This is a genomic window from Cupriavidus oxalaticus (assembly GCF_004768545.1).
GTDB lineage: Bacteria > Pseudomonadota > Gammaproteobacteria > Burkholderiales > Burkholderiaceae > Cupriavidus > Cupriavidus oxalaticus_A.
The window spans coordinates 78,936-100,490 of record NZ_CP038637.1; the positions used below are offsets into that span (position 1 = coordinate 78,936).

General features: G+C 59.2%; 19 protein-coding genes and 1 pseudogene. 6 read left to right on the forward strand and 14 right to left on the reverse strand.

Annotated features, from left to right (window positions below):
- Positions 1-280 precede the first annotated feature (280 nt).
- From E0W60_RS33955 to E0W60_RS33975, 5 genes are all read right to left on the reverse strand, one after another.
- Positions 281-3,394 (reverse strand): type I restriction endonuclease subunit R, encoded by a 3,114-nt coding sequence (locus E0W60_RS33955; protein WP_135707230.1) that lies wholly within the window; start codon positions 3,392-3,394, stop codon positions 281-283.
- Positions 3,395-3,449: 55 nt separating this feature from the next.
- Complete coding sequence (locus E0W60_RS33960) at positions 3,450-4,382, reverse strand: DUF5655 domain-containing protein (protein WP_135707231.1); 933 nt, start codon at positions 4,380-4,382, stop codon at positions 3,450-3,452.
- Positions 4,379-5,689 carry a restriction endonuclease subunit S gene (locus E0W60_RS33965; RefSeq protein ID WP_135707232.1) on the reverse strand — a complete coding sequence of 437 codons (1,311 nt, stop codon included), beginning with the start codon at positions 5,687-5,689 and terminating at the stop codon, positions 4,379-4,381. Before E0W60_RS33965 ends, E0W60_RS33960 begins: the two co-directional genes overlap by 4 nt.
- Positions 5,686-7,524, reverse strand: a complete 1,839-nt coding sequence (locus tag E0W60_RS33970) for a type I restriction-modification system subunit M (RefSeq protein ID WP_135707233.1) — start codon at positions 7,522-7,524, stop codon at positions 5,686-5,688. The genes E0W60_RS33965 and E0W60_RS33970 overlap by 4 nt, the downstream gene beginning before the upstream one ends.
- 251 nt (positions 7,525-7,775) lie before the next feature.
- Positions 7,776-8,855 carry a hypothetical protein gene (locus tag E0W60_RS33975; protein WP_135707234.1) on the reverse strand — a complete coding sequence of 360 codons (1,080 nt, stop codon included), beginning with the start codon at positions 8,853-8,855 and terminating at the stop codon, positions 7,776-7,778.
- A 303-nt stretch (positions 8,856-9,158) separates the two neighbouring features.
- Here E0W60_RS33975 and E0W60_RS33980 point away from each other — a divergent pair, with 303 nt between their 5' ends.
- Positions 9,159-10,163 carry a replication protein RepA gene (locus tag E0W60_RS33980; protein WP_135707235.1) on the forward strand — a complete coding sequence of 335 codons (1,005 nt, stop codon included), beginning with the start codon at positions 9,159-9,161 and terminating at the stop codon, positions 10,161-10,163.
- A gap of 90 nt (positions 10,164-10,253) precedes the next feature.
- Here the strand turns inward: E0W60_RS33980 and E0W60_RS33985 are convergent, their stop codons facing one another.
- Positions 10,254-10,727, reverse strand: coding sequence for a hypothetical protein (locus E0W60_RS33985; protein WP_167884683.1), 474 nt, complete (start codon positions 10,725-10,727; stop codon positions 10,254-10,256).
- 123 nt (positions 10,728-10,850) lie between these two features.
- Entirely contained in the window at positions 10,851-12,344 is a 1,494-nt protein-coding gene (ltrA, locus tag E0W60_RS33995) for a group II intron reverse transcriptase/maturase (protein WP_167884684.1), read from the reverse strand.
- Between the two features lie 384 nt (positions 12,345-12,728).
- Between ltrA and E0W60_RS37890 the strand changes: the two genes are divergently transcribed.
- Positions 12,729-13,190, forward strand: a complete 462-nt coding sequence (locus tag E0W60_RS37890; protein WP_240746124.1) for a hypothetical protein — start codon at positions 12,729-12,731, stop codon at positions 13,188-13,190.
- A gap of 247 nt (positions 13,191-13,437) precedes the next feature.
- On the opposite strand, the gene E0W60_RS34010 is transcribed toward E0W60_RS37890, so the two are convergent.
- The gene (locus E0W60_RS34010) at positions 13,438-14,685 is read right to left on the reverse strand and encodes a J domain-containing protein (RefSeq protein WP_135707238.1); all 1,248 of its coding nucleotides are present in this window, start codon (positions 14,683-14,685) and stop codon (positions 13,438-13,440) included.
- A gap of 246 nt (positions 14,686-14,931) precedes the next feature.
- Here E0W60_RS34010 and E0W60_RS37895 point away from each other — a divergent pair.
- Positions 14,932-15,096: pseudogene (locus tag E0W60_RS37895) on the forward strand (group II intron reverse transcriptase/maturase); the annotation flags it as partial.
- 212 nt (positions 15,097-15,308) lie between these two features.
- Positions 15,309-15,512, forward strand: a complete 204-nt coding sequence (locus E0W60_RS34020; RefSeq protein WP_135707239.1) for a hypothetical protein — start codon at positions 15,309-15,311, stop codon at positions 15,510-15,512.
- A gap of 26 nt (positions 15,513-15,538) precedes the next feature.
- Here E0W60_RS34020 and E0W60_RS34025 read toward each other — a convergent pair whose 3' ends face one another.
- On the reverse strand, positions 15,539-16,600 hold the full coding sequence (locus tag E0W60_RS34025; RefSeq protein ID WP_135707240.1) for a hypothetical protein: 1,062 nt from the start codon (positions 16,598-16,600) through the stop codon (positions 15,539-15,541).
- A 542-nt stretch (positions 16,601-17,142) separates the two neighbouring features.
- Here E0W60_RS34025 and E0W60_RS34030 point away from each other — a divergent pair.
- Together E0W60_RS34030 and E0W60_RS34035 are read left to right on the forward strand one after the other, a co-directional pair.
- On the forward strand, positions 17,143-17,685 hold the full coding sequence (locus E0W60_RS34030) for an HNH endonuclease (RefSeq protein ID WP_135707241.1): 543 nt from the start codon (positions 17,143-17,145) through the stop codon (positions 17,683-17,685).
- Positions 17,686-18,142: 457 nt separating this feature from the next.
- Positions 18,143-18,400: a hypothetical protein gene (locus E0W60_RS34035; RefSeq protein WP_135707242.1), complete on the forward strand. Its 258-nt coding sequence runs from the start codon at positions 18,143-18,145 to the stop codon at positions 18,398-18,400.
- Between the two features lie 154 nt (positions 18,401-18,554).
- Here E0W60_RS34035 and E0W60_RS34040 read toward each other — a convergent pair whose 3' ends face one another.
- The 5 genes from E0W60_RS34040 to E0W60_RS34060 form a co-directional block, all read right to left on the reverse strand.
- The gene (locus E0W60_RS34040) at positions 18,555-18,812 is read right to left on the reverse strand and encodes a hypothetical protein (protein WP_135707243.1); all 258 of its coding nucleotides are present in this window, start codon (positions 18,810-18,812) and stop codon (positions 18,555-18,557) included.
- A 377-nt stretch (positions 18,813-19,189) separates the two neighbouring features.
- Entirely contained in the window at positions 19,190-19,474 is a 285-nt protein-coding gene (locus E0W60_RS34045; protein WP_135707244.1) for a hypothetical protein, read from the reverse strand.
- A gap of 23 nt (positions 19,475-19,497) precedes the next feature.
- Positions 19,498-19,794: a hypothetical protein gene (locus tag E0W60_RS34050; RefSeq protein ID WP_135707245.1), complete on the reverse strand. Its 297-nt coding sequence runs from the start codon at positions 19,792-19,794 to the stop codon at positions 19,498-19,500.
- A gap of 78 nt (positions 19,795-19,872) precedes the next feature.
- On the reverse strand, positions 19,873-20,136 hold the full coding sequence (locus E0W60_RS34055) for a hypothetical protein (RefSeq protein ID WP_135707246.1): 264 nt from the start codon (positions 20,134-20,136) through the stop codon (positions 19,873-19,875).
- A gap of 132 nt (positions 20,137-20,268) precedes the next feature.
- Positions 20,269-20,880, reverse strand: a complete 612-nt coding sequence (locus E0W60_RS34060) for a hypothetical protein (RefSeq protein ID WP_240746125.1) — start codon at positions 20,878-20,880, stop codon at positions 20,269-20,271.
- Positions 20,881-21,555: the final 675 nt, after the last annotated feature.

Below are 21,555 nucleotides of genomic sequence, written 5' to 3' on the forward strand. Positions count from 1 at the left end.
GTTTCCGGAGTCATGCAAGTTCGTGGGATATGTCGTGCATCTTCCCGACAGCGACGAATTTGTCGTAAGTGCTAGTGAACCACAGCCCGGCGTCATGTTCTACGAGTACGCGGTCACCCCGGGCCTTGCCAAGGTATATCCAAATCTCCGCTTGGCCCTCAAGGGTAGTTGACGGCATCCAGAAACATCGAACGCTCGTCGGATACCTCTTTGATCACGGCACGCAGTGGCTGGTTGGCTCCCAGGGCGGGGAGGTCGAACGGCAAATAGCCATCAATACCTATGCCTGCGCTGTCGGCGATCCACCAGATCTGGCACGCAGCGCCTCGTATAGCTGTGCGGGCCCGAGCAGAATATCTCTCAGCCCTTCGCGGACTCGTTCCGAGCTGAGTGCCTGTGTACTCATGGCGGTATGCGCATCCAACGCGTCCATAACGGCGTGCATCAGCGCGTCCTTCAGGTCGGGGGAGTTGGCAAACTGCTCCTTGCTATTGCTCATGGCCTGCCGCACGAGCGTCTCGTTCTCTAGCAGCTTACCCTTGAGCACGCCATTCACATACACGAGTTGGTCGTCATCGGTGAGGTCGCCCTCAAACAGGCCATTGACCTTCTGGATGATCTCGTCAAGGAAGTCCTTCTGCTTGTCCTGCACGGCTCCACTGCCGACGGCATCCATTGGCGGCAGCTTTGGCGCTTCGCCATAATTCAGGCTCAACGGCTGGCGGCCCGCATTCCTCAGGCTGTGATGGGTCAGCACCACTTTGGACAGGTCGACGGTATCGCGCTCGCGGCCGAATTCCAGCAGCGGGATGAGCCGTTTGAAGAACAGGAAGCGCTTTTCGATATCGGTATTACCGTAGTCGAAAATCTGCGATAGGAAAGCATATAGGCGCACAAACGCACCCATGTCGTTCTTGAAGAGTACCAGCGCATCGAGCGTGTCCTTGGCCGCCTGGGCGGCCTTGTCGTCGTGCTGAGCCTCGGTGGCGGTCTTGTCCTGCTGTGCCGCCTTGTAACGCTTGAGTAGGCGGTCCGCCACCGGTGCAATGGCGGTGCTCAATTGTCCCTGCGTCCCCTTCGGGTCCAGTTCCACCTTCGCCACTCGGTCGACCTCGAACTCATCGTAGTAGCCAGTGGCGTCGAGCTTGGCCCGTAGGTCATAGACGTGATGCGGGTCGGTGGTGGCCTCCAATTCGGCGGTCTCGTAGTACGTCTTAAATGCCTTCAGAACTTCGCCAGCCTCGTTGACGAAATCGAGGATATAGGTAGTGTCCTTGCCGGGATGGGCGCGGTTCAGGCGCGAAAGCGTCTGCACGGCCTGGATGCCGCCGAGCATCTTGTCGATGTACATGCCACATAGCAACGGCTGGTCAAAACCGGTCTGGAACTTGTTGGCGACGAGCAGCAAGTGATACTCCGGCTCAGCAAAAGCATCGCGAATGTCGCGCCCCTTGAGGCCGGGGTTCAACTCCTTGCTGGTCTCGGACACCGGTGCCGGGAAGCTCTCAGGGTCGTCGATTTCACCGGAGAATGCCACCAGCACGCCCAAGGGATAGTTGCGCTTCTCAATGTAGGCGCGAATGGCCTTCTGCCAGCGTACGGCCTCTTTGCGACTGGCCACGACGACCATGGCCTTCGCTTTGCCCTCCAGCAGGGGCTGCACATTCTCGCGATAGTGCTCGACGACGATTTGCACCTTCTGCGCGATGTTGTATGGGTGCAGTCGTACCCATTGCATGATGCCTTTCATCGCAGCACTACGCTCGACCTCTTTCTCGTCATATTCCTGGCCATCATGGGCCAGCTTGAACGCGAGCTTGTAGGTCGTGTAGTTCTTCAGCACATCGAGAATGAAGCCTTCTTCGATGGCCTGGCGCATCGAATACACGTGGAAGGGCTGCGGCAGCCCGTCAGGGCCAGGTCGACCAAATAACTCCAACGTCTTCTGCTTGGGCGTGGCAGTGAAGGCTACATAGGTCAGACCCTTGGCCCCGGCGCGTGCCTCCATTTGGGCGGCCAATACCACCTCGGTGTCGATTTCACCGCCATCCTGCAGCTCGGCCCATTCTTCAGCCGACAGCAGCTGCTTAAGCTTGGCCGCCGCTTCGCCGGTCTGTGAGCTGTGGGCCTCGTCGGCGATGACCGCGAAGCGCTTGCCTTCGGTTGCCGCCAGCTCCTGCACCGCCTGCAAGGCGAACGGAAAGGTCTGGATGGTGCAGACGATGATTTTCTTACCATCCTTGAGCGCCTGACCCAGTTGTGCGCTCTTGCTGCCGTGCTCGTTGGTGATGGTAGCCACCACGCCTGTCGTGCGCTCGAAATCGAAGATAGCTTCCTGCAGCTGCGCGTCGAGCACCGTGCGGTCCGACACCACTAGCACGCTGTCGAACATCTTCTGGTGTTCGGCGTTGTGCAGGTCGGCGAGGAAGTGTGCGGTCCAGGCAATCGAATTGGTCTTACCCGAGCCCGCCGAATGTTGAATCAGGTAACGCTGGCCAGGACCCTGCGCCAGCACATCGGCCACTAGCTTGCGTGTTGCATCGAGCTGGTGATAGCGCGGGAAGATGACGGTCTTTGGCTGCTTCCTCTCGTCGCGCTTGCTAATCAGGTAGCGGTGCAAGATGTCGAGCCAGCTCTCGCGCGCCCATACCTCTTCCCACAGGTAGGCCGTGGCGAAGCCGTCGGGGTTCGGCGCGTTGCCCGCCGCGCCGACATTGCCCCGATTGAACGGCAGGAAGTGCGTGGCCGGACCGGCCAGTCGCGTCGTCATCATGACCTCGGCCTGGCTCACGGCGAAGTGCACCAGTGCCCCGCCAGGGAAGCTCAGTAGTGGCTCCGCCTGCCCGCCCTTGGGCTGGGGATGACGGTCAAAGCGATATTGGTCCACCGCATCCTGCACGCTTTGCGTGAAGTCCGACTTCAGCTCAGCGGTGGCGACCGGGATGCCGTTGACGAACAGCACCAAGTCCAGTGCGTCCTGCGCGTGGTTCGGCGAATGCCGCACCTGCCGAACCACGCGCAGGCGGTTGGCGGCGTAATGCTGCTGGATGGCCGGGTTGATGGCGAGCGCCGGTTTGAACTGCACCAGCGAGAGCGGTTCCTTCAACCCCAGCATTTCTACGCCACGGCGCAGCACGTCCAATGTGCCGCGCTCGTTCAGGCTCTTGCGCACCCGTTCAGCCAAGCGCTCCTTCATGGCCGGGCCGTGAGTTTTTACTAGGCGCTGCCACGTGTCGGGCTGAGTCGCCTCAATCCACGCCAGCAGGTCAGGCAGGTAAAGCGCGTTAGCGCGGTCATAGTGCGCGGCATCGCCGTCGGCGTAGAGCCAACCGTTGGCCGCCAGGGACTGGCAGATTTCCGCTTCGAAGTGGTGTTCCTGGTGCAGGTTGCTCATGCTTGACCCGTATGCATTCGATAATGTTCTTGGAATGGCAGGCAAGGGCCGCCTCTTAGCCTTCGGCGTAACTGCGCTCTATCAATGGTTTGGCTCGTTCGAGGTCCGCCAGTCTATAGAGGGTCAATTCGAGGTCACCGGTCCCCCAGTGACCGACCTGGCTGACATCGCGACTGAAGCCTTCCTCAAGCACAACCGACGCCGGGTCGAGCTTGAGCGTAATGAGTAGGCGATTCGGGTAGGCAATCACGCAGGCGAAGTTCTTCAGCCGCCGGAAGGCGGTATAGAGTTTCAGGCGCTTTTCCTGCACGTCGTCGCCGAACGCAGTCATGAAGCTAGTTGTTTGCGCGTACAACTCGCGAATCTCGGACGTGGCCAGCGCAAGCTGCTCTTCCAGGGACTTGTCTTTGCCTGTCGGCTTTGGCTTGTCCACCTCGGAAACTACTGCAGCTGCTGCCGGCTTAGCCGCCGTAGCGTCCGGAACACTCTGGGCGTTCACCAGTTCCAGCAGGAGCAGGTCGTCACCAAACAGCTTGTAGCGAATCAGCTCGATATTGCGCGGAATCTGCTGCACAGAATGCTGGTCATAGCGTGTGAAGTCGGCCGCAATACACAGCAGACGCGTGCCGGCCCACTCGATTTGCTCGGCCACGTCCTTGCCAAGCTTTTCCATCACCAGCCAGCGGAACTCCGCCTGGTGATCCAGCAGCCAATCCAAGTAGAAGAGACCCTGATTGATAACGTTCTCGTTGCTGTGGCGCTTGTACTCGATGATGACGGGGCAGCCGTTCTCATCGATACCCAGCGAGTCAATACGGCCCCTGTGGGTCTTGCCCGTAGCGTATTCGCTGGCCAGAAAACGCACGCCGAGAAAAGTCGGCATGTTCGTCTCAATGAGGCCTTGCAGTTGCTTCTCCAGCTTCGCTGCTTGGCTCGATAGCTCGTTTGCAGTGCCATTTGACAGGTGGAACAACTGGATGTCGCTCATGCGGCCAGCTCCTGCAACACCACGTCGCGCACGTGGATTTTGCCCGTGACGGCGGCGGCAATCAGGGCGCTGCGACGTTCCTTGAGCAGGTCGATGGCGCGCTCGGCTTCAGCTTTCAACGCATCGAGCCTGGAGGTTTCGGCGTCGAGAAACGCGGCAATGGAATCCTGCTCTTGCGTGTCGGGCAATGGGATTGCTAAGCGTCCGAGTTGCTCACATGTGATTGCGCCTTTAGTGCTACCCGCACCATCGCTCTCTGTGCGCAAATGCCCATAGGCCTTCTCAAGGACGCGAAGCAAGAACGGAACGATGAGTTCACGCTCTGGCTTGATATAGGCAAGATGCTGATTTACGGTGGCTTCAAACATGAGCTTCGTCGCCATACCCCGTGTTTTGCCCTGACCTGTGATGCCAACTAAAACGGCGGGGGGTTCAATAATCGGCAAATGGCATTCATCCAAGGCGAGGCGTGTAACGAATTGGTCAGCCTGCGTTACTTCATCGAGGTTAGCCACGGAGCTATTTAGCCACGGATAACCTTCCTCTGCCCAGTAGTCAGGGTTGTCGCGATTTGGTGTCGAGCCGTTGCCAATTCGAGCAAGATGCTTGATGGGACAAACTCGCCAATGTGCCGGAACCTCCCCCAGCCAAGCCACGCCGGAATCCCTCATCGGCGCGTTCGGGTTGAGGCCTCGTGCGATGGCGTGGGAGATGGTCGCCAAGCGCTTTTCCGCCAGCAGGGCGAGAAGCTTTTCCTGCTCCGCAATCAGCGTGTCAATTTTGCCGATCTCACGGTCGAGGAAGGTGGCGATGGCGGATTGTTCTTCTGGGCGTGGAAGCGCCAACACGATGTTGCGCATCTCCGAGTAATTGGTGCTCCACAGGTCGGCAACTATGCCCTTGCCGTACCGGTAGAATTCCTCCTGAAAGGGAATGCTTCTGAGTAAATGGTGAGCGAACTCAATATCAATGCCACCCGTTGGTTGAAGGACCGTGTTGATGAGCGAGACTGACCCTTCGAGCCTTGAGGCGCCCGCCGAGCCTTTTCGGTCGGAGCGGCTGTTGATTACAAAATCGCCTGTACAGACTCTCCTTCGGTTATCGCCATCGTCCGTCTTGGCAGCAGTCTCGAGTTGAGGGACGACCCCGGCTTTAGTAACCGAAAGGGCTGGATAGTCCTTGTCGCTGACTTTTTCGCGACGCTCATCGAAATAGAAGCCAAGCCGTCGCACTTGCCAATGGGCCGGCACCTGACCCAGCCAGGCCACCCCGCTGTCCTTGTATTGGGGATATCTCGGCAAGCTCATTCTGCAAGCTCCTCGAGCATCTTCATGATGTTGGCCGAAACAGCCTTCAACTCTTCATCGATGGTATGCAAGTCGCGGGGCGGCTCGAACACGTAGAAATGCCGGTTGAACGGTATTTCGTAGCCAATCTTGCTCCTTTCTTCGTCTATCCAGGCATCCGACGCATGTGGCAACACTTCGCGCTTGAAGTAGGCGTGGATGTCCTCAGTCAGCGGCACATTCTCGGTATCTCGCAAGGCGCTGTCAGGCTGCGGTTTGCCCTTTTGCTTGCCTTTGACACCAAGTACCACCTGGCCTTGCTCGTCGCGCAGTGGTCGCTCAACAGTTATTGTGGTGTAGCCAAAGTTTTCGTTGCTAAAAATGCGAGAGATAGGCGTCAGCTTGACCTGGCCTCCAGCAGGCACCCCAGGTGCGTCTGCTGTGGCCGGCACTACATAACGGCCGACTTCCTTGCCCTCAGCGTCCAGCACTGTTGCGAGATCAGCCTCAAGGAAATCGCCAAACAGCCTGGTCACCATGGCGATATGGTCGTCGCCAAGCTCCTTGCGCTTGCTGCCCAGGCTCTTGCGCATCTTCTGCCAAAAACTAGAGGCATCGATGAGCTGAACGTAGCCCTTGCGGTCATCAGGTTTCTTGTTCGACAGAATCCACACGTACGTAGAAATACCCGTGTTGTAGAACATGTCAGTCGGTAGACCGACGATGGCTTCCACCAGGTCGTTCTCCAGCACGTAACGGCGGATTTCGCTCTCGCCGCTGCCCGCGCCTCCAGTGAACAGCGGAGAGCCATTCAATACAATGCCGAAGCGGCTGCCGCCCTCCTGCGCGGGGCGCATCTTCGAAAGCAGGTGCATCAGGAACAGCATCGAGCCATCTGACACACGCGGCAGGCCCGGCCCGAAGCGCCCGTCGAAGCCTTTTTGTTCGTGCTCCGTGCGCACGGCCTTCTCGACCTTCTTCCACTCGACACCAAACGGCGGATTAGACAGCATGTAGTCGAACTTATGTCCGCCATGCCCGTCATCTGACAGCGTGTTGCCTGCAACGATGTTCGCGACGTCTTGGCCCTTGATGAGCATGTCTGCCTTGCAGATGGCGTAGGACTCGTCGTTGAGTTCTTGGCCGAACATGGTCAGGCGCGCGGCCGGGTTGTGTTCCAGCAGGTACTCGCCGGCCACCGAGAGCATGCCGCCCGTGCCGGCCGTGGGGTCGTAGATGGTACGGACAACGGCATTGCCAGGCGTGAGCACATCGTCGTCTTCGATGAACAGCAAGTTCACCATGAGCCGGATGACTTCCCGCGGCGTGAAGTGCTCCCCGGCGGTCTCATTGGAAATTTCGGCAAACTTGCGAATCAGCTCTTCGAAAACCAGCCCCATCTGGGCATTGTCCACGGTGGCCGGATGCAGGTCGATATTGGCGAATTTCTCGGTCACCAGATAAAGCAAGTTGGCCTTGGCGAGCCGTTCGACCTGGGTATAGAAATCGAAGCGTTCAAAGATGTCGCGCGCGGCTGGCGAGAACGCCTGGATATAGGCGTAGAGGTTCTGCCGGATGTGGTCCTGATCGCCCAGCAGTTTGACGAGATCGAGCGGGGATGTGTTGTAGAAGGACTGTCCGGCCTTGCGGGTCAGGAATGCGTCTGGATTCAGGCCGGCCTTGGTTTTGGCATCGAACTCGGTTAGTACCGCCGTCTTGGTGGACTCGAGAACACAGTCCAGTCGACGTAGCACGGTAAAAGGCAGGATGACTCGGCCGTACTCGGATTGTTTGTAGTCGCCACGCAGCAGGTCAGCTACGGACCAGATGAAAGATGAGAGAGCTTGGTGGTTCATGACGTCAGTGGATGTGCCTATCTCTGGATTCCGAACCGTTCAGACGTGCAGAGGGGAGCCAATCAGAAGGTGTCTTGCAGCAAAAAAAATGTTACGGCATTTTACCTTGGTAGCCGACACGGCCGAGCCATTGCTCCCGCCGCTACTTTGCCAATTCAATGGCCGAAGCTACCCATGAGCCGCCCGGCCAGCAGCTATCGAACGACGGGGTTGAGGCTCGCCAGTGCAACGGCTTTCAAGCTGACCGCGAATCACTGAGTGCTCCGGTACCGTTTGTCATTCACCCAGCGGTATCGGTTCGGATCTTCCGTCAGCAGGAAAGCCTTCATGGCTTCGCGCTTCGCCTTGTCCCCTCTTAGGAAGATGCCTCGCAGATCTGAGTCGATGGTTCGCTCGCTAGCGCCGCGCTCCTCAGCCTGGGCATACCAGTTGCGGGCTTCGCCAAAATTACCCATTTCCATATGCACGGCGCCAAGCAGGGTGCATGGACGGAAGTCCTGCGGCTGTAACGCATGTCCCTGCTCGCCCAGCTGGCAAGCGTCGTTCAGCCGGCCCATGTCGCGCATGACGCCGCCGCGCGTGGTGCACATGGCTGCCTTGGTCTTAGGGTTTTTGAGACGGTTGGCCGGCACGCTGTCGAGCAGTTCGAGCGCCGCATCCGTCTGATTGCATTTACGATAGTGGCCGCTGGCATTGACCGCGTTCCACGGGTCTTGGGTGCGACGGTACTCGTCAGCGAAGAACTCGGCCTCGCGCAGGTGGTAGGTAAACTGCAACTCTTCCGTGAAGTGCTCCGTTGCCGCGGTAGTGAGCCAGATGAAGTCGTCGACGGTCAGGCGACTGCCAGAGTCGATACGCTTGAGGATGTCCATCATCCGTGCGAACAGAGGCTGTTCAATGAAGTCCATCCCGTACCTTCTGCGTAGGGCTTGACTCTTCATCTTGGCGATGTATTTGGGATCGCTCTCGCGGACTTTGCGGGCGAGTTCCGCTGCTTCGCACTCGCGCTTGTATTTTGCTGCCCACTCCGCCTCTCGAGCCACAAGTTCGGCTTCCTTGGTCTGGCGTTCTGTTTCGGCGGCTTGAATCCGGGCCTGCAGCTCGAGGCTGGAGGCCGCAATGAACGCCTCATAGGTGATCTGGCCGGTCGCCAACAGGTGCAATCCGACGAGGTTCTGCTCCTGCAGGAACTTCAGGGACAGTTCCGTGAGCGGTCGCCCATGATGCATGCTGTTTAGGATATTGCTGAGGCGGGTTGCCGGGATGGTCGCGCTGGCGATGTCGCTCACGCAGAAGTGACGGGCGATGTCGAGGAGGGTCGAATTGCTCATAGTGGTGGTTGACACGTCCCTCAGTCCCTAGTGGTTCCGAGAAGGCACTTGTGTCTTCGACCCATACTCTCTGGCGGGAAGATGCCACGCCTACCCAACTTTGGTGGGGTAGGCTCTTCAACGCACGCGTGCGTGTGTAAGTGCTTGATCCCTAAAGTATCTGCCTCTGACGTGCCTGGCAAAGCTCTAGGATGAAATGGCAAACGACACCAACACCCGGCCAAGCCGTGAAAGCACAGTATTTGACATATCGCCTCCCTCCCTCTATCGTTTACGTGTCATAGCATCGATACGGAATTCAGTATGGTCGAACTGGAACTGGTTGCGCCCGCCGCCAAAGCGAGAACAAAGGTCTGTGCGGGCGAAAAGATCATTCAAGCGTCAAGCGTAATCGCTGCTCGCAAGCCCGGAAGTGATGAGGTGGGGTTCGGCGCGAAATGCCTCGTCTCTGCTTCTCTGCCATACCGAAATCCGAAGCCGGAGCAGTTGATCAACGGCGCCTGGCTCAGGCACAACGGAAACTACGCTCTTTGGATACAGGGCGGCATCAACGGGATTCCCTACGGCATCTACCCGCGCCTGTTTGTCATGTGGCTGACTTCAGAGGCGCTTCGGACGGGCAGCCGGAAGATTCATACCGGTGGTACGTTCGCCGAGTTTTGCCGCAAGCTGAACATTGATCGGAGTCGAGGCAAGCGCGGTGCGGGCAAAGCCTTGATCGAACAAGCGGATCGCTTTTTGCAGAGCCGTGCTGCGTTTGTAACGCTTCCAGCCCATCTTGCCACGGGCAAGCGAGCGGACATTCTCAGTGCAAAGCTCAAGCACACCGATCTTCTCAACTTTGCAGACGAATACTCCCTCTTTTTTGACCCGGATGAGCAGGCGTCGCAACAGGGTTCGTTGTTCGGGTCCGAAATCACCCTCACGGAAAATTTCTTCAACGAGATCACGACTCACTGCATTCCAGTGGATCTGCGAGCTGTTTCCGCCCTCCAGCGCTCGCCGATGGATCTCGATATTTATCAGTGGCTGGCTTACCGGATGTTCAAGCTGACCAAGCCGGCTCGCCCGACCTGGGAACAGCTGTATCAGCAGTTCGGGTCTAACTACGGTCGACTTCGAGACTTCCGAAGCGAGTTCATCGAATCCCTCAAACGTGTCGAACTCGTCTACCCCGGGCTTCGCGTATGCGAAGCGGAGGGTGGCAGTGGGCTGGTGCTCTATCCCTCGCCGACTCCGGTGGCTCCGACTTCCCTCCCCTCTGGCCGTAGCGGTGACGAATTGCCTCAGCTCCTACTCGCGAGTTAATTTTCAGCCAGCGTCCGGGAGTGGGCCGCACGAATCCCATCCGGGGTGAAATGGTCGCGCTTGGCGATGCATAGTCGATTTATATAGGCCCTACTCCGCCGCGCCCCGAATCCTTGCCGCTTGTTGGGTGGACCAGTCCGCCAGAATGGCCAGGCGCTCCGGCGAGTCGCGCCATGCGCTAGCTATTCCGTCCTTTGCGGCATCGATATCGTCGCCCAAGGCTTCGAGTTCCGCCGCCAGCTCCTGCTCCAAGGCGGCGAGATGCACGGCTGTCACGGCGCTCTTGTCGGACGCTGTGCGCCCCGGTGTTCCGAACGCTGCCCGCGCGGCCCGCCTGGCGATGCCGCGCCCGAGGAGACGCTGCGCGCAGCGCAGCGCCACCGTTGGTGTGATATCCAGTGTGCAGCCCGCCAGGCGCACCACTATCTGTCGCCGCTTCGCACGCTTCACAGCCGCGGAGACCATAGCCCCACAGCGGCGCGCCGCCTGCCGCATCACTCGATCAACCTCCGATGGCTCGGGCAGCACCGGCCTGCCCTCGCTGTCGCGGCCAAGGCGTCGCATGGGTCGCAGTCAGGAGAACATACACGCCGCGCGAACGAACCCCAGCAATCGGTTGGCCCTCTAATGTCGCGGTAGGAATGCCCATTACTGAGCACCCCCCGCACAGATCCCGGCGTGCGCAATTCACGCACCGGGCTCCTGCCTCGGGTATTTGGCGGTGAACCGCACAACGGGCCATGGGTGAAGGACTCGGGGTGGGGGCAGCCAGTCCCTTGCCAGCCTTTTCATCAGAGCCCACGTGGTGCCGTCTTTCTGGCTGCGACGCCGTAGCGCCCGCCGCCAGAGGTCGGTCACGTGTGCCCGGAAGGCGTGAAGGGTTGGGGTGTTTGTCGGCACGGCGTGGTAGTTGAAGTACCCTTGCACCACACGCCGCAGCCAGCGCCCTTGCTCCGAGATCGGCTGATGCCATCTGCGTCTCAACTCCTCTTTGATTTCCCCTAGCTTGGCCTGCATCCGGTCTCGCCGGGAGCGCCGCCTGAGCATGAACTTGCCGTCTTTGGCCCGTCCACAGATGTGGGTGAACCCCAGGAAGTTGAAGGTCTCGGGCTTGCCCGCCCCACGCCTAGCTCGGTTCTCGGCTGCAAAGCGACCGAATTCGATCAGGCGGGTTTTCTCCGGGTGTAGCTCAAGCGCAAACTGCTCCAGCCTTTGCTGCATGTCACGCTTAAAGCGCTTGGCGTCATAAGCCTTGGCGACACCGACAACGATGTCGTCGGCATATCGCACGATGATGATGTTCCCCTCGGCACGGCGGTTTCGCCACCGGTTCGCCCAGAGGTCGAAGACGTAATGCAGGTAGATATTGGCCAGCAAGGGTGAGATGACCGACCCCTGTGGCGTACCTTCCTCGGTGGCTGACACCACCCCATCTTCCATCGCACCAGCCTTTAGCCATTTGCTAATCAGGCGCAACACGCGCCGGTCGCCGATGCGGTGCTCCAAGAACCGGATTAGCCAGTCATGGCTGACGGTATCGAAGAACCGGCTGATGTCGGCGTCCAGTATCCAGCTCACATTGGTACGCGCTATTCCGGTGGCCAGTGCATCCAGCGCATCGTGCTGACTGCGCTTTGGCCGGAACCCATACGAGAACCCAAGGAAGTCCGTCTCATAGACCGCGTTGAGAACCTCCACCACCGCGCGCTGGACGATCTTGTCCTCCAGCGCGGCAATGCCCAGTGGGCGCAGCTTGCCATCCGCCTTCGGTATGTACTGCCGGCGGCTGGGCTGTGCCCGGTAGGCTTGGCGGTGAAGGCGCCCGTGCAAGTCGCTCAGGTTTGCCTCTAGGTCTTGCTCGTAGTCGCTCCATGTCACCCCATCGACCCCCGCCGCCGCCTTCCGTTTCAGCCAGAAGAACGACGTCTGCAATAACTCAAGGTCGATCAGGTGGAACAGCGCTGTGAACCGCTCCTTCTTCCTTTGCCTTGCGGCTTCCCGCACACGGACCAATCGCTGGGACACGCTTAACCGGCTCAGCGTCCGGGACGTGCGTGACCAGTCCATGTTCCCCTTGGCCTCCCCCCTTGGCTCCACCGACTCCGCCTCCGGTTGCCCGGACTTGTTCGCCAGCTTCGTCGCTACTATGGGGAAGTCCGACTTCTCCTGACCGTTCATCATCGGCTTCGGCTCCTCGCCTTCCCGATGCGGACCGCGCAGCAATACCACCACCGCGGGCCAGTCAGGAGATCTCCCGGTTCCCGCACAAGGAGCGTACGTACATGCCAGGGTCTCAGACCGCGCCGAGTCGAGTGGACGCTCGCGCAAGCGCGCCCACCCGTGTTGCCTTCCGCATACAGTAGTACGTCGGCACTCGGGACTGAATATGCTTTTCGCGGCTCAATGGCTGGCCTATACGCACCCCTGTCAACGCTTCGCTGCGTGCCTCGCGGCCCGCAACGCATGACTCGGGGACAGTGTGATTCGCTAAATCTTCTGCTGTCAGGGACTTTCACCCTTTACTCCTTGCCGGTTAGCCGGCGCACACTGTATATTCATACAGTTATGCCTAAGAAGAAATTCCCTATCGGGCCGGACGGAAAATACTGTAGGAAACCGGAATTAGCTGGACTACAGATCAGTTTGCTGGACTGGAAATCCGGAATTAGCTGGACTGCCGTGCAATTCTCGCCGACGCTGAGCCAGGATCTGTTGGTCGGTTCGCCCTTTGCTCACTGGGCGTGGCTCAAGAAGTCGGCGAGGCGGCCGTCAATACGGAACTCCATTCCGTGTCTTGCCATGCGTTACATCCCGATCCGCGACCAGCACCTTACTATCCTCGCCCGCAACCGCGACGCCTGGCGGGCTCGGGCGGAACGACGCTTTGACGTCGAAGATCTCATTCAGGCATGCGTTCCGGATGCCGCCACTTGCGATCCAAGCATTGTGGCCGACGCGATCCGGGAGTGGTTCGATAGTTTTGACGACGGAATTCCGGCATGGCGGCTGGCATCGCAAGATCGATAAGATGCCGGCCCAAACGGCTCCAGCCCGAGGTTCGGCGCGCCAGGGAGGACCGTTGTCGGCCACGAGGCGACATTCGCTCCTACCGTCGACCGGATGCTCAGGCGTCAGTTCCTCGCCGCAAACCGGTCCTCGGAGCGCCGAAGGCCCGCCCCATTGGTAGGCGTGATCATCAGCATGAAGCGCCGTGGGGAGCCGGGAATAGCCGGACTACCCCCAGCTCGTCCCACACGGAACTGCAGAAGGCGCTCTAATCTCCGTAGCAATGAATCGTACTGCCGGTTCTGCCGGTAACGGAGGTCGCCAATATGCCCTGGTCGATTGATGAAAAGAATCTATTGATCAGCATTCCATCAGCCCCCCGAGGCGCGTACGCTTTGTAGGGAATGGCTTCAGGCGACTCACGGAACGAGACGGCAAGGAACAGTGGTGGCGATGTTCCAGGGCCGCGAGAGAAGGGATCGGCGACTTTGCCATTGGCCTCAAACTGCCAACCGGCCAAGTAGGTAACGCGCCTCCCAAAGACGGTAAGCGGCCCGGATGGCTCGAAGACCGGGATGCCATCATAACCGTCGACATACTTGAGAAGGCCGGCCTTCAGCATCCCTCGAATAATGTCTCCAGGATTTGGCGGTCTCCTGCACGCCAACTGCTCCTCCAATGCTTTGCCGGCGACGTCAAGGCGATGTTCTGGTTCACTTGCAGAAATGACAGAGCCGGTTATTTGGAACGGTCGCGTGTTTTCCGCGCTGTCGTACGCTACTGGGGAATTGACGGTATTGGCACCCGCGACGCCGAGTCGATCTTCCCCTTGGGAGGGGGCATTCGCCACTTCCGTTGCTTGGGCGAGTAGCGTCGGCGGAATGGTCACCGGCTGCGAGCCGGATGCCCCTACGGGGTCATATGCGTTTCTCTTGCTTGATGGCATAAAACAGATCGCGATTAGCAAAGAAATGCCAATCAAGCAAGCAGAGACGCTTCCGCTGATTCCCTGACTTTCTTCCTTCGGCTTCGGGTTGTATCGCGGCTCATACGCCGGCGCTGCTCGCATGCCAGCAGCGGCAGCTTCCCTGCGTTCGCGCTCGGATTCCTCCCGCATGCGAGCAGCGGCCTCTTCCCTACGCCGTTCACGCTCGGCGTCCTCCTGCATGCGAGTAGCGGTCTCTTCCCTGCGCTTACGTGCGGCTTCCTCTCGCGCATGACGCGCTTCTGCTTCCTGTTCTTGCTGCGGGGCAGGCCTTGGCGGTTGCTGTGACTTAGCTGAACTGTGGTGCCTCATCGATGCCTCTTCGGCAGCCAGTTTGCGATCGTATTCCGCACGCGCCACTTCGTTGCCAAGGACCGCGAATGCAGCGTTAAGGTCCTTCATGATTCGATCCGCATCCGGGTGAGTGCTCTTGTCCGGGTGATACTGCTGACTCAGTGCGCGATAGGCGGCCTTAATGACAGCCAGCGGCGCATTGCGCGCTACCTTCAGGTTGTCGTAGTGCGTGTGCATTCTGTACCAGCGCTCCCCTGATTATGTGGACCTGTTCTCGTTATTCTTTCGAAAAGTCTTGCAGACCTACCAAACTAGGTCGAGAATTCTACTGGATTCCGTCGATTACTAATTATCGCAGGGCGGCTCATCGGCCAAGCGTGCTCGAGACTCTACGACAGTCGAGCTTGCAGGGCGCGGATACGTAGACCGTATTATAAGTTTCACCGTTGCGACAGTATATGTGTCAATCCACCTGGCGAAGGCAGTTTCAGTCATCCCTGGGTTCTGGAACACATCCCGATGGATAAGACGGTTCTGCGCAAATGGCTGGAGGCCGGGTACATCGATGAGGGATCTCTGTTCGAGACACGGGCGGGTACACCCCAGGGGGGCATCATCTCACCTGTGATCGCGAATATGGCGCTGGAACTGAATGTGTCACCGGCAAGCTGGGGTCAATGGGCCAGGCCCCTGCCGGGCCCCGACCGAAGGCAGAGATCGGCCACGAGCTGTCGTCGCAAGCGTGGCCGCCTGCGTCATTCGAATGACCGCTTCTTCGGGAGCCGACCGTCAACAAGGACGGATTCCTGGTTGGCACCCTTGTCAACCGCAACTCGGTGGCATGCAGGGTTGCCCTCGACGTGAGCTCGTTCGACAAAAACGGCACACTGGTCGATACCAATGGGGGGATGGCTTGGCCCGCCAGTACCAGCAACATCGAGCCGGAAACGCCCTACAACTTCTCACTCAATAGAACAGGGAGGAAAAGTCCCATCTTCCTTTCGGGAGCTCTCCTGGCGACGAAGCCGCTTGGCGAGTTCGTGCGTTCCATCGCGCAGCAGTGAGCCCTTCGCCGCCAGTCCTCCACTACTCACCGCCTGGCGGTGTAGCAGTTCTTCGCGTAGTCCTGAATCTTTCCCTTGACGCCGCTGATGTCGACTGCGGCCGTGTATCCCACGGCCCCGTCCGCGGCAATCCAGGCGGTAATGGTCTTGGATGATAACAAGGTCCGCATTTCGGCGGATAGCAATTCCCGATGTACCCACACGACGGACTCCCTGCGCTGGAGCCCCTGCGCAGTGGCCCCCTTTCTCTGAGGCTGAATCTCTGTTCCGTCGAACGTAAAATACGAGTTTGTGGCCCACTCGAATTTACCTTTGGCATCCGCTTCAGTGGTGACCAGCCCACCGCCCAACCCCATTTTTCCATCAAAGCACGTGAACAGGAAACGGGCACTCCAGTTTGTATACTCCTGCTCCACTTTCAAATAGGTTGCACCTTGCGCCTGTTTCAGCTCCGCGGTTGCCGGCTGTGTCCCGTTATTCGAGAATCGCAGCTTCGCCGCATCTTGCGCGGTCAACCAAAGAATGCCCTCAGGACGCACTGAGGCTGACGCAGAAAATGCCAAGGCATCGACGCCCATATTCTGTAGATATGCCACGATGAGACCGCTCGTTTCCTGGCTCGTGCCATTGTCTATCGTTGTGCTTTTGGCCGAAAACTGATGAAGCCCGAGCTTTGTCTCCTTGCCTGAGAAGTATCGCCCACGACCGCCCGCAAATGCGTAGGCGCACGCGCTCGCACAATATCCCCGTTCAACCATCTGGCCTTGCGAATACGTCGCGATGCCCGTGTCGAATCCGAGGCTGCGGATTTTGGTGCCGAGTTGTATGCCACCAAACAGGGATCCGCCCGGGGAATTAAACAGCACGGTCGCGGAGGTTATATTGTTTGCCTTGACGAACCGCTCAAAGTCCATCGCCGTGGACGAGGCAATCTCACCGTCCGCGTAGATTCTCGTTTCGCCGCCCCCGCGATTGATCCATGACAGGACGTCATACGCCTCATGCTTCGGAGCGGAGAATGTCATGGCATCGGCATTACCCACCAACATGGCAATGGCTAATAACGAAGCCTTAGCGAAGATTTTCATTTTGGTTACCTGGCGAGCTAGATTCGCAACGACTGGCAGTGTAGCTGAACTGCCTTCCCTTTTTGCACCCCTCTCTGCGCGGGCTGACGGCCGCATCCACCGGCTTGACAGCCCTCTTGCGAACGGGCGATATGAACAAGGCTGAGAATTTCACCTGCTCGGCCAGTTAAGCGAAAGCCGTTCCGTGGAGAGGCGACGCCGACTGGCGTCGTCGCCTCCGACGACCGGTAAACGCTCAAGAGCGGCCACAGTTGGCTTACATGTTCACCGGCAGTTAAGGGTCGTGGACGGCCCGTACGATCTCCGCCACCGAGTTGTGGAAGCCTCGAACGGCACAGAAGGATCGGGCAACAGGATGTCGAGAGGGTGTAGCGCCAGCCCGCATGCCGTAAAACGGCGGGAGTGCGGCGTGCGTCAAGGTACCTGTCGCCTCGTCATGCCGCCCCGCGCTGCAATCGCGCGCCGGGACCTGACCGCCTGTTGGCGCGCACACCACCAAATTGCCGGTATCCTTTAGCCCCGGAAGCGGCAGGAGGCAATTGATGAGCGAAGCAAAGAAATGTAAAGACTGCGGGAAGATGCTGCCCGTCACGCGCGAGTATTTCGGTCAGTTCAAGAACCGCAAGGCAAACGGCGAAGTCGTCATTGGATTTCGCAACTCTTGCCGCACCTGTATGGCCGCGAACACAGCCCGACACTCGGCCAACAATCCTGACCTAGTGCAAGAAAGGAATAGGCTTCGCCGGGAGCGCAATCTGCAAGGGGGTGGAGACTATACCGTCGAGGACATCGAGGCAATTCGCCGGGAGCTTGCGGACGCCTGTCGATTTTGTGCTTTGCCTCTCAACAGGCAAGGCGAAGTCGAACACCTTACGCCAGTTGCACGAGGGGGCACAAGCAATCCAAATAACCTCACGCTGGCATGTTCCCGCTGCAATCTTGCAAAAGGAAACAAGACGTTGACCGAGTTCAACGAATGGAGGAAGGAACGGGGATTGTCAGTACGCCAGATTTCGCCTAAAGGTGAGGCCCCTGACTTTCCGGTGGGACTTCCTGGGAAGGGCAGCAAGGCGGAGAGAAGATAGGCTGTCTAACAGCCTGGTGCACCGTCTTTTAGTTCCGGCGCGCAGAAGCAGCCAATATCCCGGGCCGGCGGTTGACTCCGTAAATTGTGTGCACGGCAGACGGCGAGCGCGCGCCAGACGGGCGCCGCTCGAGTGCAAACGTTATGAATGTCCGTTTGCATCGACGGGTTGAATCCACGGTCGGCAAGCGCCGATGAGAACCGGCAGAGGCTACCGATAACGAACGAGTTCGCACTTGGCGGCCTGGGATGGAAATCTGTGAAATATGCGCAAAACTGCGCGTGCACGGCAGTCCAGCTAATTCGCGCTTGTCGGTCACGGCAGTCCGGCTAATTCCGGTTTTAAGACGGCCGAGCGGCGACGGAATTAGCTGTTAAGTCATTGATTTTTCGTAGAATGCAGTTCAGCTAATTCCGGTTCCTCACAATACGAATACCCCCGGCTGACCGCCGCCCAATTGCGCGCCATCTACGAACGCAATCCGTCCGCAGAGGTGCGCGAGCTGCTATGGGAAATCCACCGGCTGCGCCTACTGATCCTGCGCGCCAATCAGCTCCAGGTGGCGTTGGACGGCGGCTGTGCGAACTCCACCGAATTCATCCTGGACATCTTTAGGCGCGAGCTGGCCGGCGAGCCATGCGTCGCCGAGAGACGCGAGTGGGAACGGCAGTTCTTTGGGCCTCCCCGCTCAGGCGGTGCGCATTGGCAGGAATGATCCCGCTGGGGTGAAATGGTCGCGGCTTCTCTGGCGGCGCTGTCTGTGGCCGGAAGTGTCGTTTGCCGTTCGGACGCGCCTTGCCGATAACAATCAGTTATCGGCATGGGCCACGGCGACGAAGAAGCCGCCCGCAGGCGGCGCTTTGCCCTCGTCATTCCTCGGACGTGTAAAACGCCCGGCCGCACGCCGGGCACTGCCATATGGGGGATTTACCCGGCGGTTGCGAGGCGTCCTCGTCAGGATAGCCGCAGGTCGCACAGGTGCCAACCGTGGCGCGGATCCGCGCCTGGCGCTCCGGTGGCAGGCGCTGAAATTCGGCGCGATTCCGCCGCACCATCTCTCGGTATTCCTCGGTTGTCATATCCGGGAACAGGGCTCGCCGGATTTCTTCTTCGTCGGCTGGTTCCATAGCGACCTCCTTTTTGAGGTTGTCCCGAGGGGGCGTTTTTCAATCTATCTACTGCTGCTTCAGGAAATCGCTCATGCGTGGCGGCCGGTACGGTTTCCCATACCCGACGAAGCATGCGGCATAGGCTACGGCGATGGCCACGAGCGGATAAACACGCGTGGCATGAAACCTTCGTACACATAGTCGTATGGAACGAGCGTTGAGCGCACCGGCCAGCTGCCGTACGTCGAAAACCAAAACCACCAGCCAAACACCACCGCAGCTAGCCATAGGGTCGTAGCCCACCACAACAGCAGGAAGAATCGTCGCTTCATTGTTCGCGCCCTCCTTGGTGCTTGTTTGAGCACCCCAATGGAGCGTAGTCAGTTATCGCCATGTCAAATTTTGCTGGCCAGCGCCAAGAATTCCTCAAAGGTGTCCGGCCATATCAGGCCGTCTCGCTCCACGGCCTGGCGCAGAGTTGTGGTCCCTGCCGCGCCAAAACGGTTTGCCACGTCCTTGAAGCTCAACCCATCGGCCAACAGAACGAGCGTCTCGCCCCTCCGCTGGTACAGCGCATACGCATCCGCGGTCCGCTGCAGACGCCAGCCGCGTAATGCTGCAGCGATGAAGATAGGCCGGTCCAGAGGATGCGTTTCCAGCAGTTCAGGTTCATAACGCATAGCGTCCATCCCATGGGAGCATTTCAGAGGTCGCCATCCGCGTCCTGCCGTCCCATCATTTGCGGGGGCCATTCCCATATGCCGCCGATGACAGCAACCCGCGGAATGTCGCCACGAACAATGACCTGGCGCATTGCCTGCAATAAATCGGGCGGAACTCCGTCGCTTGTCGCGCGCTTAAACGCCGTCTTGCCAATGCTATAGCGTCCGCCGCAGGCCGGGCAGTCGTACATGTAGCCATCCGAGGCCTGCCGCAAGGCCCAGCGCGACGCCGGCATATGGCACAGCGCGCAATCGACGGATTCGGTGATTCTCTCCACGTCGCCCCTCTCGCCTTGGTCCTAGACTGCTGGAGCTGGTTGGCTTCTTGACGCGCTGGCCAACCAGCGCACCCAGGCTCAGCCTTCCAGTGCTCTGGCGATGCTCTGAAGGCTTTCCGCAATCTCTTGCAGCGCGGCCCCTTGGACCTTCCCGGTGGTGCTCGCACTCAAATCCGCCGCCGCGGTCTGCATGAACGCTGCAACCAGGGAGGGATTCTTTTCGGCATAGCCGACACCGAACACTTCATCGATCTCCCGCTTCGCTGCGCGAAGATAGGACCCAGCCGTGGACTTGGCATCTTCCATCAGGTCGGTGAAACTGGCTTCAACGTAGTGGCTCACGGTACCCTCCTTGAGAAGGCTACTAGTGTGCCATCAATTCCCTTCGTACCCGGTACCCCGAACGGGGACAACTCAGTCAGCCGGGCACAGGTTGCGCTAGTCGAGATCCGGCGCAGCCGCGCCCCCAGCTTTCTATGCCATGTCTCGCTTGAACGCCCCATGGCCGTGCACACCCGGGCGCTTGATCTTGAGCCAGTTGTCCGAGGGGCCCGCGGTATAACAGCTGCCGGCGCGCTTGGCGACCACCCCTTCGAGTTTCAGGGCAAGAACTTGCTGGTAAAGCCAGACGCCGTCATCGACTGCCGAAACGTAGAGCAGACCACTGTCGGTGCCAAGAAGGGCATGCAGCTTTGCCTTGCGCCTCTCGATGGGCCAGCCCCGGATGTCCTTGCCGTTGAGAATCAATAGGTCAAAAGCGCCCAGCGTAACGTGGGGAGCGCCTCGATACCAGCGCCTGCGCCTCGCCCTCTCATGCAGCGCCTCAAAGTTCGACCGTCCGATGTCATCGAGCACCACCGCCTCACAGTCCAGTGCGCACCCCGCTGGCAATTGCTTCAGTACCTCCACCACTTCTGGAAACCAAGCTGTAGCGATGGCGCCCGCGCGCGTGCGCAACGCTGGCTGATTCCCCGTGCCTGCCAGTATTCGGTATCCATCTAACTTCAGCTCGAAGTGCCAATCCCCAGTTCGCGGCAATTGAAGACTCCGCTTTGCCAGCATGAGGGGTATGGCGGCAAGGTCCACGCTCACGGCTCCCATGACACCAGCCTTTGACGAGTTATCGCCCCATGAACATTCTTCATGTTAGTTTCCCATGATGGCGCCCGCCCCGCACTGTGCTGGGGGAGGACCTGCCGGGAAAGCGCGACCAAATCACCCCGCACAATTTAATGCCAGCACCCGAGGTGATTTGGTCGCGCGTCTAAAGCTTCACATGAGGTGGATTGGTCGCGCCCGCTCCAGACGTAGACTATGAATCACTTTTTTTGGGGAGGGTGATTTGGTCGCGCCCCCCTGGCGAGGTGATTTGGTCGCGCGTTTGTACACTAGGGGGTGAAATGGTCGCGCTACCAGAAAGAGGTGAAATGGTCGCGGTATTATGCTCTGGATAAGCCTGTGGATAATCAAAGTTATCCTAGGTGAAATGGTCGCGCTATTTGAGGTGAAATGGTCGCGAGCCCTTGGGTGAAATGGTCGCGCTGTGTGGGTGAAGTGGTCGCGCATGCGGGGTGAAATGGTCGCGCCACATCCCCGCAAAGCCAAGCTGGAGGCGGCTTGGCACGTATACCCTGTAGTACCTGTATTTTGCCTTTATGGTTTACCTATATATCCCGGTAGCTAACCTGCCCATCGCTGTGGAAATCCTGTCGGGCGAAGACTTGCCCGACCAACCTATGGACAGCCCGCTTCGCGGGTTCC